Source organism: Bremerella sp. JC817, assembly GCF_040718835.1.
In the GTDB taxonomy this organism is placed as follows: domain Bacteria; phylum Planctomycetota; class Planctomycetia; order Pirellulales; family Pirellulaceae; genus Bremerella.
Window position 1 is genome coordinate 510,399 of sequence record NZ_JBFEFG010000281.1, and the last position, 17,479, is coordinate 527,877.

Sequence of the window (17,479 nt, forward strand, 5' to 3'; positions counted from 1 at the left end):
CGACATCGAACAACGAAAAGCCCCAAGGTGATTTGCCTTGGGGCTTTTTTCGTCGATGGTCGTTTCGCCAACCGGTCTTACTTTTTGGCGGACTTCAATTGCCAGGCTTCGTCAAAGAAGTCGGCGGCGACGATCTTACCGGGCCAAAGGGCGTCGGGCGGCGTGTTGATGTCGACCACGGCCCAGTCGGGCAGCTTGGGTACCTGGCGAGCGTTGTTCAGATAGGCATACTCGCGATAGGTGAAGCCGCTGTTGATTACCACATACTTCTTCGGATTCAACGGGTTCGGGTAGATCAAGACCGGGGAGTTCTCGTTCGCCTTGAAAGTTTGCTCTCCCACCTTCACTTCATCCTTTGTCCATTGAATCGGCAACTTGTCGGCAATCTTGGCCAACACACTGTTGCTGCCGGGGTCGCCGAACAGAATCAGATTGCTGTTGGCAATATCGGCGTCCGAGATCGCGCTGTCTTCGCGGATGATCGCATCGCCGCGGAACTGCCGACGCCACTCATTCACGAAGTGATCCATTTCGCCAACCGCCCAGGCATGGACCTTTTCGTTGTTGGCTTTCCCTGTTGGACTGACGATGACAAACGAATCGAGAAACGCGTCATCGATAGGTCCCTGTAGGCCTGGTGTCTTGGCCAGGGCATCGCCATCGGTCCAACCAACTTGCCACTGCTGACCGTCCCACTGCAATTTGCAGTTCCACGATCGATCGGTCTCGGGACCAGGGACTTTCAGTTCCTGGCGTTGGCTATCGACTCCGGCGGCGATTGGCGAGAGCGATAGCGTCACTTCACCTCGCACACCTTGCAGAATGTCTTGGCCGGCTGGGAGACTCAATTCCAAGCGGCTGACGTTGTTGGTGGCCAACGCAATACGACCATGATCGTGCACGGCAGCCAAAACGCGGGCCTGCTTCCAATGTTCCTGCAAGCCGCCAACTTTGACCCAATGCACCTCCGGATAACGAAGCGTGAACGTTGCGAACTGGATCGTTCGGGGTGTCTTATTTCGCCCTGCTTCGGCAATCGCATCGAGCTTAGCGGAAATGATCTTCTTCGAGTCGGCATGGATCGCATGTTTCGTATCGGGACCGATCACGTGCGTCAGGTGCATCTTCTCTTCGCGAAGCGCCGCTTCCATCACGTCGGCGGCCTGCTTCTGCTTGTCGATTTCGCCGCTGTAGGCCACCGTCGGCAAGTTGGCAAGATTGACGCAATAGCCTGGGCAATCGTACCACTGCCACAACGTCTTTTCGTACCAGGTTGGCTCTAAGGTTTCATTCTGGAAGACATCGAGAAACAACGGCGTTTCCGAGAAACCAGCCCCAGGGTTCGCGGCAAAGAAGAGGCCCGGATAATGAACCGCCATCTGCCAGCAGCCAGCGCCCCCCATCGAGAAGCCGCGGATCGCCACGCGATTATCGTCGATGCGATAGTTTCCTTTGACGTGGTCCATCGATTCCAACACGTCGATCTCGCCGGCGAACTTAAACGCATTGCAGTAGCGGCCGAAAGGATGCAGCACGATGGTCCGCTCCGGCTGGTACTGGCCAGGTCGCGAGGCTCGTTCGGCAATGAAGTTAGCCTCGGTATTGCGTTCGCCACGGCCATGCAGCCAGACATCCAAACGGAATGGTTCGGCCGATGCAAAGTCGTAGTTGGCGGGAATCTCGAGACCGTAAGGCTGAACGGTTTGATCGATCTTTGAGCGATATCCTCGCACCACCAAGCCGGTCTGCTTGGTCCACGGAGCCTTACCGTCCAACAGAGCCTCGGCACGGTTCAAGCCTTCGGTCAGTGTTTGCTTGGCGGCGGCGATGTCGTTCGGTTTGTAGAACTCGTGATACTTGAGTGCCTGGTGAATCGCTCGCGAATAAATCTCGACGTCTGGCAGCAACTGCGGGGTGCGGGCATCGCGCCGCATCTTCAGCTTCTTGATCAAATCGTCGAGCCGTTCGAGCCCCTGCGCGAGTTGGTCAGCATCAGCGGCCGGGACTTCGATCCCCACCGGAGGAATCGGGCGAACATTCGAGGCGATGTTATCGGCGGGACCATCCGCCCAGGCAGGCAAAGCCGCCAGACAAAACGCAAATACCAGGGGAAGAAGTTTGTGCATGAGGTCGATCCAGGTGGGAGGGAATCGGGCCAAGCGAAGATTTTGGGGCTTGGCGAAGCTACCTCGATTTTAACTACTGAGCACCTGCGAGGAAACAATAGCGGAAAGTTGGAGATTTTTTGCCTGTCCTCAATTAGCAACGCGCAAAGAAAAAGGGTAGCCGTGGCTACCCTTGTTTATGGAATTGAGTCATTCGCGTCGGATTAGTCCTCGTCGTCGACGATTTCCTGGCGAACTTCGATCTCGTCGTGATCTTTGCGAGGATCCTTTTCTTCGTACCAGCGGCGAGGGGAGTCCCAACCGAACTCTTCCTGCTGCGTGTAGACGTAGCGGATTCGCATCTTTTTCTTCTTCGGAGCCGGGATCAAAACCGGTTCTGGTTTTGGCTCTGGAACCAGTTCGAGCACTGGCTCGGGTTCAGGTTCCGGCTCTGGATCGGGTTCCCAGTCGAGTTCGACTTCTGGTTCCAGAATGGCGTCAGCCACCGGGAACTCGACTTCTTCTTCGTAAGGTTCTTCCTCAACCGGCTCTTCGGCCAACAAGGCGTCCCAGTCGATCGCCACCTTGCGGTCGCCATCGGCATCTTTCAATCGGTAGTTTGCCGGAGCACTCATGTCGACGTCGAAGTCGGCCAGCGACAACCGATGCTGATCGGTCACGTCGCTACCCTTCAGGCGGTAGCTGACTTCTTCTTGCAGCACGTCGACACGCAAACGAACGAGATCGTTCGGCACTTCAACGATTGGCAGAGCAATGTCTTCGAAGACCGGCTTCTTGATCACCTCGAAGTGGATCGGCACGTAAGGTGGCAGAATGACTTCGGTGAATCTGGCGGCCTGGAATGGAACCGGCTCTGGCTTAGGGTTTTCGATGTGAACAGTGATCTCGCCCTTTGGTAGCGGAGTCGACTTCACCTTCTTTGGGGCTGGCTTCGGTTCAGACGCGGGCTCTGGCTCCGGTTCTGGCTTGGGAGCTTCCAGTTCCATCTTCGGCATGGGCTGATCGATATCGATCAGGCCTGGGCGGCAAAGGCCGGTGAACTTAGGCAGCTGGCGAACGTCGGCACCCATGTCTTGGAACATGGCCGCGATATGTTCGTGGCAGGTAAAGATCAGCAACTGATGCCCTTCCGAAGCGAACTCGCGGAACAAATTGGCGGTCGCCTTCGATCGCTTCGAATCGAAGTTCACCAGCACGTCGTCCAGAATGACCGGCAAGACGCGGCCCTGGCGAGCAAACAAGTGAATCAACGCGAGGCGAACGCTGAGGAAGACCTGTTCGCGGGTACCTTCGCTCAAGTGAGCCAGGCTCTTCGAGTCGGCATAACGTTCTTCGACGAACAGGGTGTTTTCGTGCAGCGGCGTCCAAATGCGGATGTAGCGATCGTCGGTCAGCTTTCGCATGTACGAGGAAGCCAACCGCAGCGTTTCTGGCTGGCGGTCGCTTTCGTAGACGCGGCGAATTTGTTCGAGGATGCACGACGTGGTCGCCAGCGTCTGCCACTTTTCAATGGCCTTCTCGAGCTGAGCTTCGACCTCGGAAAGTTCGAGCTGGGCATGCAGCAGGCGATCGTTCTTCTCGAGCGATTCGAGCTGAACCTTCAGTTCGCCGCGACGCTCGAAGCATTCCTGCATCCGCTTTTCGGAATGCTGATGATCTGCCAACAGCTTGGCCAACTGTTCGTCGGCTTCTTTGCTGACGGTTGTTTCCAGCCAGGCTTCAATTTCTTCCAGCGTGCTTTCGGTACCGATCTTCTCGTCGATCGTTTCGGTCAGAGCTTCGAGCTTCGCTTCCAGCTCTTCGACTTCTTCCGTTTTGACGATCCAAGTGAGGTACTCTTCTTCGTCGCTGCTACTGGCTTCTTCCAGCAGTTGCTCGCGTTCGGCCATTAGCGCTTTGGCTTCTTCGGCCACACGGCGGAAGTCACCACGAACCTTCTGACCTTGCTCGAACAAGCCAGTCCGCTGCTTGTGCTTCCCTTCCTGACGCAGCAGGTCGTCTTCCAACTGATCTAACAGCAGCAAGGCATCCTGGGTCTTTGGTGCCACACCGACATCTTTGGCAAGATGCGAAATCCGGGTCAGCAGGGCATCGCGTTCTCGCAGGGCGATTTCGTTTTCGCCCTGAATCGCCTTCAAACGCTTGCGATACTGATGAATCTGAGCCAGGAAACGCCCCAGCGACTTTACGCGATCTGGGTTGATATCTTCCGGCAAATCGAGCACGCGAAGCGTTTCTTTCCAACGCTTCTTCGCTTGAACGACAGCCGATTCCAGCTCGCTGATCTGACGGGTGCTGGTTTCCTGCTTTTCGCGAACTTCACCCAGCTTGTGGCCCAGTGGAATCAGTTCTTCCAGGCGAGTCAGATGATCTTCGGCCGACTTCAGACGAGCCATCAACGCGCCATTGCCACGCGGCAATGCGATGTCGAGCTCTTTCTGCTCGGTAATCGCCTTGTCCATTTGCTGATCGAGCAGCATCAACTGACGCTTGGCCGAATCGAAACGTTGGGCCGATTCGTTGTCGAGCTTTCGCTTCATGCTGTACGAGGCCACCATCGCCATGGTGCCGAAGATCCAGCCGAAATGGCCCAACTGCCAGCCAATCAACAACGCCGGACCAAACATCGAATACAGCGTCATCGAGCTGCCCACGATGAACATCGCCCCCAGCATCACCATCTCTGGCTTCGGGGTGATCTGGTCTTCGAGCAGGTCGTGCGTTTCCCCTTCTGACTCGCGGTACTGAAGACGAATCTGGTCGATCTTGTCTTCGACCTGAATTCGGCGACGAAGTAAATTGACCAGATCGCCAGCCTTGGCGAGAGCCTTGTTCAGGTCTTCTTCACCGAGCGAAGTCAGCGATTCTTCGACTTCGCTTTCGACGCCGAGCAGTTCTTCGTCGTGGGTCGAGGTGTGTTTTCGAGCCGATTCCAACTCTTCGGTCGAGCGTTCCAGGGTCCGCAGCGGTTCGCGAAGTGAGCGAAGCTGCTTGCGGCTCAGATCAGGATTCTTCCCGGCCCGAGTCTTGACGCCGGTTTGTTCCCACAGATCTTCGATCTCGGAGCGGATCTGCGTTTCTTCTTCTTTGTTGCGTTCGAGCTGCTGCGTCAGCGATAGGATCCACTGGCGTTGTTCCCCCAATGCATCCACACGGGCTGCCTGGCGGGCCAGTTCCTGGTTGACCGGAATCGAGCTATGGCGTTCGCGAAGTTCCGTGTACTGCGCACGTAGCTCGCGGCACTTGGTCCGCTTCTTCGAGATTTGATCCTGCAGCGAATGCAGGTGACGCAGCGTATCCCGCGACACTTCCGGCAGTTCGCCATATGCCGCGATCTTCTCTTGCAGCTTATTGCGGCGCTGGATTTCAGGGCGAAGCGATTGTCCCAGTTCAATGAACTGGGCGAGGCGTTCGAGATCGGCAACTTTGAACTGGAACTGATCGATTTGCGTTTGCAGGGCTCGACGCTGGTTGATCAGGTTCGACCATTCCTGGGTGCCGCCCCGAAGTTGTTCGATTTCCTTCTTCAGGATCTGATGCTTTTCCAGCAGCTTATCGACCAGGGCTTCTTCGTCCCGGCCCGAGATCAAACGGCAACGGGAAGCTTCCAACTCGCGCATCACTTCGGCAAGCGAGATACGATCGAGTCCGCTGGTCAGTTCATAGATTTTTTGAGCGGCGACGCTATCGTCAAGGGTCGCCAGCAACTGCATTTCGCGCAGACCGACGGCGAAGATGTTGCTGTAAGTCAGGCGGTCGACACCTTCCAGCAAGGCATCCAGCTGGGCACGACTTTGCCGGGAACCATCGGAAGCTTCGATCCAGACCTGTTCTTCGCTTCCATCGTGATTGAACCGACGCACCACCTTAAAGCGGCCCATCGCTCCATTCACGCGCAGCCCACCGCCTGGCTCGCCACCATGAATCGGTGGCAAATAGCGACGTTCCAGATCGGGCTCTTGCCCGTAGAGCATCGTGCGAAGAAAGTGCAGCAGCGTGCTCTTTCCTGCTTCGTTATGACCGAACAGAACGGTGATGGTTGGCGACAACTGCTCGACACTCAGGTCGTGCCAGACGCCGAAACCGTCGATTTGAATTTGATTGAGTTGCATCCCTTCACTCCTGAAGATGGCCCACTTGCTCGGCCTGCGAAGTCTTCGATCACTCGGCTCGCAGCAATTGGACGCCCAACCGGCGTGCGTCTTGCAACACGCGGCGGCGATTTTCTCGTGACTCGATAGCGACTGCCTCGGCTAACTGGCTTTCCTCGTGCCCAGGGGCAAGGAATTGTGTCAGCTCGATCGGCAGACTTGGATCGGCGGCCAGCTCTCGCGTCAGACGCAAGTAATCGCCGCAGATCGATTGTTCTTGATACCAGGCTTCCGGAATGACCGAGGCCGTTTCGACCGTCAGTTCATAGGTCCACGAACCCATCGGCTCTTCGCCGAACTGTTTGTTCAGTTCGTTGGTGACCTCTTGCCAGGTTTCTTCTTTCAGCAGTTCGCGAGTCGCTTCGTTAGCGACAATCACGCGCCAGTCGATCATCAACTGGCGGTTTCCCTTGGTCGTGTTGAGCGTGTTTAAACGATTCTTGATGATCGTCGTCAGGTCCGAGAGCTTCTTGCAGTTTTCAAGCTCGATGATTTCGCTTTGCCAGCGACAGACGTCGGTTGGGACCGCTTCCATAGCGATATCCCCTTCTTCGTCCACTTCCACCAGGGTGCAGCTACGTTGCCCATTGGCAGTGATGGTTCGTCCCTGGGGCGAACCGGCGTACAAAGCCATCGAAGGCGAAGTCGCCAGCTTGTTGCGAAGTTCTTTCCCGCCCAGTGCCCAGTAAGGAATGCCGCTACGGGCGATCGATTCTGGCTCGAAGTCACCATGCAGCGCGGCAATGGTGAACAAACCTGCCGCATCGGGGCGGAACTGGCTCCAGCCTGGATCGCGACCGATGAATCCCTGGGCGATGATCGTGCAAATGGCGTCGTTGCCACGTTGATGGAGGATCTCGACCGGCTTGCCAGGACCAATCGTATGAACGTTTGGCGGCAGATGAATCGAAGCAGGCCAACGTGCCGGCGGGTCGATTTCGCCACCAACCCAATAAACCTTGATACCGGCGTCGTTCAGCGTTTCGAGCTGATCGAGCAGAAAACCAACGATCACCGGGCTGCTTTGCCGGACGTCGAGAATGTTGCCGGTAATCAGCACAAAGTCGACCTCGTGCAGCAAGGCGTTTTCCACCACCTGCTGAAAGGCCTGACGTGGCGCAGTCAGGAAGATCTCGCGCAGATGCTTGGGGACTTCAGCGAGTCCGCCGAGCGGCTGATCGAGATGAATATCACCGGTTTGAATGAATCGGAATGGTGACCCAGGCGTCACGGCCTCTCTCCATGGCTGACGGCCCTCGAAACGACTTGCGATAGCATCTTGCATGCTGGCACGAGGAGTAGTTTAACCAAACCGCAAAGTTTCGCCTATCCAGATTTGTTCAAGTCATTCGGTGGCAAATGCCGACACGCAAAGCCACTCGCCAGAGGTATTCCCTGACGGTATCCCTGCAGAAACACTCCCAACTAGGCCTCGTCGGCGAGAATGACCATCAGATCTTGGACCGGCAGAGCGAGAAAGATTACCGAGAACCAGAGCGCCCCGAACAGCAACAACAGATAGCCGACAAACCAAAGCCAGGTCAGCCATTGAAGGCGTTGGGGAAGATAGGGAACCGCCAACGCGATCGGGCCATCGAGCAAGACCACCAACAAGGCGGGAATATACCAGTAACTGGAAACGGTCGACGACCAACGAATCACCAGCTCGGTCCCAGCCGGCAGGTCGAGCTCGAAATGCTCAAACATGCGGATGAACATTGGCACGATGCTTCCATAAAACATGATCATCGCCGCAGTTACGACGACATGAATCCCCCAGGCAAGCCCCGAGATGAGAAGTCGCAAGATCACCGTCAGCAGCGATGGGCCAGCGTCAGGCTTGTCCGCAGTGGAGACAACTTCAACTTGCGACATCGGGACAACTCCGGTTTCAGGGCGAACGGCTTATCGACGCCGGGCTTGGGCTGAAGGGCGTCGCTGCCCCGATTTGGGTGCAGCTGGTCCACTTTGTTCCGCCTTGGCGTTGGGGTTGTCGGCCTGACCGGTCAATTCGTAGAGGAACCGGCTGGTTTCGGTAGGACGGGGCTTACCCCATTTCTTGCGAGCCAAAGCAAACGAGAAGGTCAGCCGTTCTTGGGCTCGCGTGATGCCCACATAGCAAAGCCGGCGTTCTTCCTCGATCGCTTCGTCCCCATCTTTCAAGCTGCGCTGGTGAGGCAAGATGCCTTCTTCCATGCCGACCATGTAAACATAGGGAAACTCGAGGCCTTTGGCAGCATGCAGCGTCATCAAGATGACGCCGTTCTTTTTGAGCTGCTTTTCTTTCTCGTTGTCGAAACCATCCCCGGCCAAGGCGGTGTCGTCGAGGAATCCGGCGAGGGTCGCCTTTTTCTTCTTCTTTTCCTCGTAAGCGCTGACGGCGTTAACCACCTGTTCGACGGCCGCTTCCCGTGACTCGCGATCGTTGGGGTCGGGATAAAGCCGAGCGAGTTCCTGCTGATAGCCGATCGCTCCGATCAAATCGCGGACGATGTCGGTCAGCGAATCCTTTTTCTCGACCCGAGCATGATAATGCTTGATCAGACGGACAAATTTGTTGATCGCGTCGGTCGTGGTCGACGAAGAACCTCCCCGCAGCGAAGCAGCCTGGGGCAGCACTTCCCACAGCGGTTTGCCTTCGTTGGTGGCGAAGTCGAGCAGCGATTTTACCGTCTTCTGCCCGATACCACGCGGCGGCGTATTGATGATTCGCAGCAGCGCGACTTCGTCTTGATGCGAATTGATCAGCTTCAAGTAGGAAAGGATGTCGCGGACTTCTTTGCGATCGAAAAACGACATCCCACCGATCAGGGTGTACGGAATGTTCATCGCGCGGAACTGCTGCTCGAACGCACGAGGCTGTTCGTTCGTGCGGAACAAAATCGCAAAATCACGCGGCTCGACGTCGGGCTGGTTCACTTTTCTCGAGATGTCGCCGACAATTTCTTCCGCTTCTTTTTCTTCGTCTTTGAAATACAGCACTTTCGGCTGGTCACCACCATGCCGGGCCGCGTTCAAAATCTTGTCGTACCGGGTCGAATTGAAAGCGACCAGGCGGTTGGCCACCGTCAAAATGGCACTCGTGCAGCGGTAATTGTCCGCCAGCAGCACCACTTTGGCTTCGGGCCAGTCTTCTTTGAAGCGCAGAATATGCTTCACTTCGGCACCACGCCACGAGTAAATCGACTGGTCGTCGTCTCCCACCACGCATAAGTTGCGGTGTCCTTCGGTCAGACCGCGGACGATACGGTACTGCGAGGCATTCGTGTCTTGGTATTCGTCGATCATCACGTGATCGAACAAGGCGGCTTCCTGATCGCGTACGTCCGGAAAGTTGGTGAACAACTCTTCGGTGCAGAGCAACAAGTCGTCGAAGTCGAGCGCGCCGCACGATTTCAGGGCGTTCTGGTAACGCCGGAAGGCCACAGCCGCCAGGTGGGCTTTATCGGTATCGGCATGGGCGAACGCTTCTTTGGGCCGAATACCAGCCGACTTCCAGCGACTGATAAAGTTCAGCAAGTCGCCTGGACGGAGGGTCTCGTTGGGGACACGAATCTCGCGAAGCACACCCCGGGCCACCATTTCCTGATCGCTGCGATCGTAAATGGTGTAATTCAGTGGATAGCCCAGGTGGTTAATATGCCGACGTAAAACACGAACACAATGAGAGTGGAACGTCGACACGACCGGTTCGTCTTTGGTCTGCTTGCCCAACAGTTTGAGGGCACGTTCCTTCATTTCGGCCGCGGCTTTGTTGGTGAACGTCACCGCGAGAATCCGCTGCGGCTTGATCCCATGCTTGATGAGATTCGCAATGCGGAACGTCACCACACGGGTTTTACCGGAGCCGGCCCCTGCCAACACCAGCATAGGGCCTGACAGTGTATTAACCGCTTCAAGTTGTGGCGGATTGAGTCCGTTCACCCGATTCTCGTCCGATATTCCGTTCCACCGAATTACCCTTTGGCGCAATTAATGCCGCGTAAAGGGTTCAGGCCCAGATGGCCAGCAAAGCCCATTGATCGTACGTCGCTGCCCCCTGCAATTTCAATGGGGTCTTGCCCAACTTTCCTCGTTTACTGTCGCGATCAAACTACGCCGAATGGGTCGTCCCGATTAGAATGGCGGTTTCAATGCACTCAGACGCACCTAATGCTCCGATTTCCAGGACCGCTATGCTCGAGCCGTGGAAGAAATTTTGTTCGCAGATCGTTTTTCGCTGGGTCGAAAACGATCATTCGACTTCGGCCGCTGCCATCGCTTTTTACGTTATTTTCTCGCTGGCCCCGATTGTCGTGTTTGCCGTCGCCATCGCCGGCGAAGTGTTGGAAAGCGATACGAGTGCCCGGGAAGCAGCCATCGCGTTTCTGAATACCAGCTTGAACGTCGCTTCCGACAATGAGCCTTCAGAGACAGAGAAAGCTCCAGCGAACGGCACCGACACCAAGCCAGACGCCGCCGATCCCGACAAACCAGAGACCGAAAAAGAGGAAGCGGCTGAAGAATCGGAGGAAAAAGAAAAAGAGTCCCAGTTCCCGGCCAAGCTCGACTATGGCAAAGAAATCGTCGACCAGGTTCGGCTTTCCGCTTTCCGCGAAGCGACCATGCTGCAAACCATCACTCTGTCAGTGATCGCGATCTGGAGTGCTTCGGCGACCTTCATGCAATTGCGGGCGGCGTTAAACCGAATCAATGGCTTTGTGGCCGAAGGGATCCGAGACAGCGTGATTGCCGTCTTGCTCGGGCGAGTTCGTGCTACGTTATTTTCAATCGGTGTCGGGCTGCTGCTCGCGGTAGCCACGCTGCTGAGTACCTGGTCGCATATCATCTTCGACCGAGCCTCGGATATGGGCTACACCTTCTTCGGCAAGCCAGACTGGCTGCCGACTCAGTTGATCTCGTGGCTGACCGTGCTGACGGTGTTTTACTGCATGCTCCGCTTCTTACCGATGAAACGGCCGCCGTGGCGGGAAGTCTTGTGCGGAGCCATCATCGGCACGGTCTGTTTTCAGCTCGGAAAGTACCTGATCATTCCGCTGGGCGAAAAGAACGTCGTGGCGACCGCCTACGTCAACAGCCGCATCTTGGTGATCACCGTGATGTGGATCTTCCTTTCCAGTCACGTGCTGCTGTTTGCCGCCGAGATCGGGCACATGTTGTTCGCGCCCGATACCTCGCCGTTTGCGAAGTACCGCCTGAAGCGCGAGTCGTAGCTTATCGCCCGGTCCGAATGTACTCGCCCATCCGTTCCACCTGGCGATGCAAGAGTGGCGACCAAGGGAAACCCGTGTTGATGCGGATGTAGTTTTTGAACGCCCCGCTCGGCGAGAAAATCGGCCCCGGAGCGAATTGAATTCCTTCTTCGCTCAGCGCGTGATACATCTTCATCGAGTCGACGTGCCGTGGCATCTCGATCCACAGAACGTGACCTCCCAGTGGTCGCGAGGCCCGAACGCCATCGGGAAAACAGTTTCGCACGGCCCTCAATGCGTCGTCCATCTGCTCGGCAAACTGCGATCGCACTTTGCGAAGATGCCGATCGTAGGCACCCGTTTCCAGGATTTCCGCCGCGACCAATTGGGGGGCGACTGACGTGCACTGGTTCACGACCAGCTTCATCAATTGAAACTGCTGGATATACCGGCCTGGGATGCACCAGCCCAGACGGAGCCCTGGCGAAAGGGTTTTACTGAACGATCCGCAGTAGAGGACTCGTCCCTGGGTATCGAACGCTTTAACGGCACGCGGCCGCGGCGATCGGAACGAAAGGTCACCGTAAACGTCATCTTCCACCAGCGGGACCTGGTAGCGATTGAGGATTTCGACCAGACGCTTCTTGTTTTCTTCCGGCATTAAGCTGCCGGTCGGATTCGAGAAGTTCGACACGATCGCACACGCGGCAATATCGTACTTCCCCATCACATGGTCCAAGTGATCGAGCTGAATCCCTGTCTCTGGATCGCAAGCGACTTCCACCGCTTTGACCCCCAAAGACTGCAGCACTTCCAGCAGTGCGTAGTAGGCCGGCGATTCGATCGCGACGATACTGCCCGGGGGGGCGACGCATTTGATCGAAAGGTAAACCGCTTCTTTCGCGCCACTGGTCACCACGATGTCGTCGGGGCTAACAATGTAACCGGCCTCGGTCCCGCGTTTCGCGATCGACTTGCGCAGTGCCTCGTGCCCTGGGACGCCGTCGTAACCGAAGCAGGCATCGGGCAAGTCTCGCATCACCTTCTGATACGACTTGTTCAGCACGCCCAGCGGCATAAGCTGCGTCGACTGGACGGCCGCCCCCAGCGTGGGTTCCGCCCCAGAGCCGATCGCGGCGTTCATGCGTGTCGGAATGTTTGTCTGGATGACGCATGCCTCGCCATTGGGACTGGTCGAAGAGAGCTTTGGCAATTCCTCAGGCGGGCGTCGAACATAGTGCCCCGACTGCGGGCGAACTTCGATCACGCGCCAATCTTCGAGTAGCGCCAAAGCGCTCTTGGCGGTATTCAAGCTCACGCGATGTTCTTCGCTGAGTCGGCGGATCGAAGGAAGCTTCTCGCCGGGCTCGAACGCTCCGGTTTGCACCAATCGGCGAAGCTTGTCCGCCAGTTGGTAGTAGAGCGTGCTCTCTTCATCGGTGGCCACTGCGGCCGCTTTGGGGGGCGTGTTCATCTGTCACCCTTGGTTCGGGCGGAATCTGATAAGGCGTGTTCTGCGCGGGCATCTGTACCCACGGACAATACTGGAATCCAGAACTGTGCCCACAGCTATCGTACCCATAAACTGCTCCCACTAGCAAGTGTTATCACATTTCACACTGAAACAAGGACTGTACCCCTCATGGCGATTGCAACCAATCTTGGCTTTCCACGGATCGGAGCCAAGCGCGAACTGAAGTGGCTGCTCGAGAAGTATTGGCAGGGAAAAATCGGGGCGGAAGAGCTTCTGACCAAGGCCCAAGACGTTCGTCAGACCAACTGGCAGTGGCAAGCGGATGCCGGTATTCAACAGGTGCCGGTTGGTGACTTCTCGCTGTACGACCATGTGCTCGACTGGTCGCAGCGGGTCGGGGCGGTTCCGGCTGCCTATCAATCGTCGCAACTGGTCAGCGAATTGGATCGCTACTTCGCGATGGCTCGCGGCACGCAAAAGGGTGTCGACCTGCCCGCTTTGGAAATGACCAAGTGGTTTAACACCAACTACCACTACATCGTTCCAGAATGGACCGAAGACCAGACGTTCCACCTCAATGCCGAGGCCTACCTCAACGAAATCGCCGCCGCCCAGGCCATCGCCACCGATGCTCGACCAGTGGTGCTGGGGCCAGTCAGTCTGCTGCTGCTGGGCAAGTTGAAGGGAAGTAATGCGTCGCCATTGGTTCTGCTCGAACGACTGCTGCCGGTTTACGAACAACTACTGGCCAAGTTGAACGAAGCGGGCGTGACCTGGGTACAGTGGGACGAACCGGTCCTGGCACTTGACCTTAGCGAAGAGGCTCAAAAGGCAATCCAGAAGAGCCTGGAAGTTTTGTCGGGGGCATTCGGCAACTTGAAGTTGGTCGTGACCAGCTACTTTGAAGGACTACGTGAAAACCTCGCCCTGGCGTTCTCGCTTCCCGTCGCGGCGGTTCACCTCGATCTGTCGGCTGCCCCGAAGCAACTGGACGAAGCATTGTCCTTGATTCGCCCAGAACAGCTCCTCTCGCTGGGTCTGATCGATGGACGCAACGTCTGGAAGAACGATCTGTCGAAGACACTCGACCTGGCAGAGAAGGCTGCCAAGGCGATCGGTACCGACCGTCTGCTGATTGCCCCTGGCTGCTCGCTGCTGCATAGCCCGGTCGACCTCGCTTCCGAAACGGCGATCGATGCCGAACTGAAGAGCTGGCTCGCGTTCGCTCGGCAAAAGCTGGATGAAATCGCCATCATCACCCAGGCCCTCAACGAAGGTCGCGACAGCGTCGCCGATGCGTTGCGACAGAATGCCAAAGCGATCCAATCGCGTCGCAGTTCGGTGCGAACCCACAATCCAGCCGTGCGTCAGCGGATCGAGTCGATCACTCCGGAAAGCTTGCTGCGGCAGGGTGCGTACAATCAGCGGCAAGGTGAACAACGCAGTCGCTTGAACCTGCCGCTACTGCCAACGACGACGATTGGTTCGTTCCCGCAGACCAGCGAAGTCCGCCAGGCCCGTGCCGCCTTCCGCAAGGGTGACCTGACGGCCGATGCGTATCAAGAGTTCCTCGAAGCCGAAACGCAAAGCTGCATCCGCCGCCAAGAGAACCTCGGTCTCGACGTTCTGGTGCATGGCGAATTCGAGCGGAACGACATGGTCGAATACTTCGGCGAACAACTCGAAGGCTTTGTCGTCTCACAAAACGGCTGGGTTCAAAGCTACGGTTCGCGTTGTGTGAAGCCGCCGATCATCTTCGGTGACATCCAGCGTCCCCACGCGATGACCGTCCCGATGGCCAAGTATGCCCAGTCGCTGACCCAGCGTCCGGTGAAGGGAATGCTGACCGGGCCAGTGACCATCTTGTGCTGGTCGTTCGTCCGCGACGATCAACCGCGCCGCGATACGTGCGAGCAAATCGCGTTGGCCATTCGTGACGAGGCGGTTGATCTCGAGTCGTCCGGCATCGGTGTCATTCAGATTGACGAGCCCGCCCTGCGAGAAGGATTGCCGCTGCGTCAGCGAGATCAGCCAGGTTACCTGCAGTGGGCCGTGGATGCCTTTCGACTCGCATCGAGTGGGGTCTCGAACGAAACGCAGATTCACACCCACATGTGTTACTGCGAGTTCAACGAGATCTTGCCGTCGATCGCCGCGTTGGATGCTGACGTGATCTCGATCGAGACGAGCCGCTCGAAAATGGAACTGCTCGACGGGTTTGGCGACTTCCAGTACCCCAACGAAATCGGCCCTGGCGTCTACGACATTCATTCGCCTCGGGTCCCTTCCACCGACGAAATGGTGGGGCTGCTGCGAAAGGCGGTCGACCTCATTCCAGCCGAGCGATTGTGGGTTAACCCAGATTGTGGGCTGAAGACCCGCGGATGGGTGGAAGTGGAAGCGGCACTGAAGTCGATGGTCGAGGCCGCCCAGCAAGTTCGCTCGCTGCTGGCTTAAGTGTCTGGGCTTTGAACCAAGATTTTGCACGCCCCGTATAGGAAAAACCTACGAGGGGCGTGCATTAATTCTTGGCTCTAGACGTTGAAAATGCTGGGGTTTCGTGTCAAATTGGATGTTTCCCTGCCAGCACATTCCTTCCTGAGTCTAGCCCAAAAGGTCCCACCTCCATGAAGTTTCGTCGTTTCGAACTCCGCTCGCTGTCCATTTGCCTGGCCCTCACCTTCGTGGGGATGCTGTTCATGAGCTCGATGTCGCAAGCTGAAGAGAAAGAGTCGACTCGCAAACTCCGCCATGTGGTGGTCTTCAAATTCAACGAATCGGCCAAGGCTGAAGATATTGAAAAGGTCGAAAAGGCTTTTATCGCCTTGCCTAAGCAGATTCCGGTCATCAAGGAATTCGAGTGGGGCACCAACAACAGCCCTGAGATGCTCGACAAAGGTTTCACCCACTGCTTCCTGGTCACCTTTGCCAGCGAAGAAGACCGTGCCGCCTATCTGCCGCACCCGGCTCACCAGAAGTTTGTCTCGATCCTGCGTCCGCACCTGGAAGAAGCATTCGTGATCGACTACTGGGCCGACTAATACTGGCACCGACGCCCGTCGCTGCTTCTACGCAAATCACTTCCGAGCGACCTAGCCCTGGCGGCCGGGGTCGCTCTTTTTGTTTGCATCATTAACTGCGAATATTCGATCAACTAAGGAACAATCAGCGTCACTAGATGACTTCTTTTTGAAAATCAGTCGCGGATCGCAAACTTGGGATTGGACGTAAGTCCTCTGATTCTCTATTCTTTTTCAGGAACAATCAGTCGAATTCTGCGGTATTTGATTGCCGCCGCAAACCACAAGCGTTCGATATTCGTACTGATTACACATTCCCAACGACCACGATTTCTTCGCCTATGCGACCTTATTGGCTTTACCTTCTGCTGATTCTTGCACTCTTGATGCCAGGGGCACGCCCTCGGTACATCAGTGCCAGTATCGCGTCTGGTGCCCCGGTCGAAGGCATTCCGACGACCGATACATCGGAAACGGAAGAACAAGAGGTCAACGAAAAGACGGTAACTTCGCGGCATCGGCTTTCTTTGACCGCCACGCGAAGCCTTGATCCACGACCGGTCGTTCAACGCCAGAGATTTCCGCGATCTCTGTCTGCTGTCCCTGGCATTGTGCATCAATCGCACAACGGATTTGGTGGCGATATCACCTGCTAGGTGAAACTGGGCCGCTGTGCGCAGTTGCTGAGTCTTTTTCCGTCGGCACTCTGCCTATCTCTGGCGGCCTCCTGTTTTGATTTGCTCTGGCTGATGCTCTGCACGCTCGGCCTGGCGAGCCATGCAATCTTTGGCCTGGTCACGACACCAAGTCGCCCATTGATCAGGCCCCCTGGTATCTGAATTCGTTCGACAGCCCCGAGACAGCGATAGGCAAGATCTATGCGTAATTTGATTGCTGGCGTAACTCAATTTCAAAACAAGACCTACCCGCAGATGCAGCCCCGCTTCGAGGAGCTGGCCACCGGGCAGAGTCCCGACGCGTTGTTCATCACCTGCAGCGACTCCCGCGTTGTCCCCGAACTGCTTACCGGTAGCGACCCTGGCGAACTATTCGTCATTCGCAACGCCGGCAACATTGTCGGTACGAAAGACGAAGCCGACCTGGGTGTGGCTGCGACCATCGAATACGCCGTCAAGGTGTTGAAGGTGCCACAAATCATCGTCTGCGGCCATGCTCGCTGCGGTGCGATGCAAGGTTTACTCAATCCATCGGCGGTCGAGAGTCTGCCGGAAGTCGCCAAATGGGTGTCGCTTTCCGCGGAAGCGCTCAACGACACCAGCGACGACTCCGACGACGACCGCCTCACCCAGTTGATCCAGGCCAACATTCGCCTGCAGCTTCGCAACCTGATGACCTTTCCGGAAGTTGCGGAAGGGGTTGAATCTGGCACACTTCAGTTGCATGGCTGGCTGTACGACTTCGTCACCGGCAAGGTGAGCGTCGTCTCGTTGGGCTCGAGTCAATTCGTCGAGCCCGTTGCCCAAATGGCCTAACCCAAGCTCAAATTTACGGAAGC

Annotated in this window: 11 protein-coding genes; 5 read left to right on the forward strand and 6 right to left on the reverse strand. The window is 56.6% G+C overall.

Annotation, left to right across the window (positions count from 1 at the left end; all coding sequences use genetic code 11):
- Window positions 1-77: 77 nt before the first annotated feature.
- The 5 genes from AB1L30_RS25120 to AB1L30_RS25140 form a co-directional block, all read right to left on the reverse strand.
- The gene (locus AB1L30_RS25120; RefSeq protein WP_367017111.1) at window positions 78-2,126 is read right to left on the reverse strand and encodes a prolyl oligopeptidase family serine peptidase; all 2,049 of its coding nucleotides are present in this window, start codon (window positions 2,124-2,126) and stop codon (window positions 78-80) included.
- 203 nt (window positions 2,127-2,329) lie between these two features.
- The gene (locus tag AB1L30_RS25125; protein WP_367017112.1) at window positions 2,330-6,238 is read right to left on the reverse strand and encodes an AAA family ATPase; all 3,909 of its coding nucleotides are present in this window, start codon (window positions 6,236-6,238) and stop codon (window positions 2,330-2,332) included.
- Window positions 6,239-6,287: 49 nt separating this feature from the next.
- Window positions 6,288-7,508, reverse strand: coding sequence for a DNA repair exonuclease (locus AB1L30_RS25130; protein WP_367017114.1), 1,221 nt, complete (start codon window positions 7,506-7,508; stop codon window positions 6,288-6,290).
- 194 nt (window positions 7,509-7,702) lie between these two features.
- Entirely contained in the window at window positions 7,703-8,152 is a 450-nt protein-coding gene (locus AB1L30_RS25135) for a hypothetical protein (RefSeq protein WP_367017116.1), read from the reverse strand.
- 30 nt (window positions 8,153-8,182) lie between these two features.
- Window positions 8,183-10,201 carry a UvrD-helicase domain-containing protein gene (locus AB1L30_RS25140; RefSeq protein ID WP_367017118.1) on the reverse strand — a complete coding sequence of 673 codons (2,019 nt, stop codon included), beginning with the start codon at window positions 10,199-10,201 and terminating at the stop codon, window positions 8,183-8,185.
- A 251-nt stretch (window positions 10,202-10,452) separates the two neighbouring features.
- Between AB1L30_RS25140 and AB1L30_RS25145 the strand changes: the two genes are divergently transcribed.
- Window positions 10,453-11,490: a YihY/virulence factor BrkB family protein gene (locus AB1L30_RS25145; protein WP_367017120.1), complete on the forward strand. Its 1,038-nt coding sequence runs from the start codon at window positions 10,453-10,455 to the stop codon at window positions 11,488-11,490.
- Window position 11,491: 1 nt separating this feature from the next.
- On the opposite strand, the gene AB1L30_RS25150 is transcribed toward AB1L30_RS25145, so the two are convergent.
- The gene (locus AB1L30_RS25150; protein ID WP_345093862.1) at window positions 11,492-12,943 is read right to left on the reverse strand and encodes a PLP-dependent aminotransferase family protein; all 1,452 of its coding nucleotides are present in this window, start codon (window positions 12,941-12,943) and stop codon (window positions 11,492-11,494) included.
- Between the two features lie 168 nt (window positions 12,944-13,111).
- On the opposite strand from AB1L30_RS25150, the gene metE reads away from it, so the two are divergent.
- The 4 genes from metE to AB1L30_RS25170 all read left to right on the forward strand — a co-directional run bounded on the left by metE (window position 13,112) and on the right by AB1L30_RS25170 (window position 17,456).
- The gene (metE, locus tag AB1L30_RS25155) at window positions 13,112-15,400 is read left to right on the forward strand and encodes a 5-methyltetrahydropteroyltriglutamate--homocysteine S-methyltransferase (RefSeq protein WP_367017121.1); all 2,289 of its coding nucleotides are present in this window, start codon (window positions 13,112-13,114) and stop codon (window positions 15,398-15,400) included.
- A gap of 170 nt (window positions 15,401-15,570) precedes the next feature.
- Window positions 15,571-15,984: a Dabb family protein gene (locus AB1L30_RS25160; protein WP_367017123.1), complete on the forward strand. Its 414-nt coding sequence runs from the start codon at window positions 15,571-15,573 to the stop codon at window positions 15,982-15,984.
- 320 nt (window positions 15,985-16,304) lie between these two features.
- Window positions 16,305-16,619 (forward strand): hypothetical protein, encoded by a 315-nt coding sequence (locus AB1L30_RS25165; protein WP_367017125.1) that lies wholly within the window; start codon window positions 16,305-16,307, stop codon window positions 16,617-16,619.
- A 222-nt stretch (window positions 16,620-16,841) separates the two neighbouring features.
- Entirely contained in the window at window positions 16,842-17,456 is a 615-nt protein-coding gene (locus tag AB1L30_RS25170) for a carbonic anhydrase (RefSeq protein WP_367017126.1), read from the forward strand.
- Window positions 17,457-17,479 lie beyond the last annotated feature (23 nt).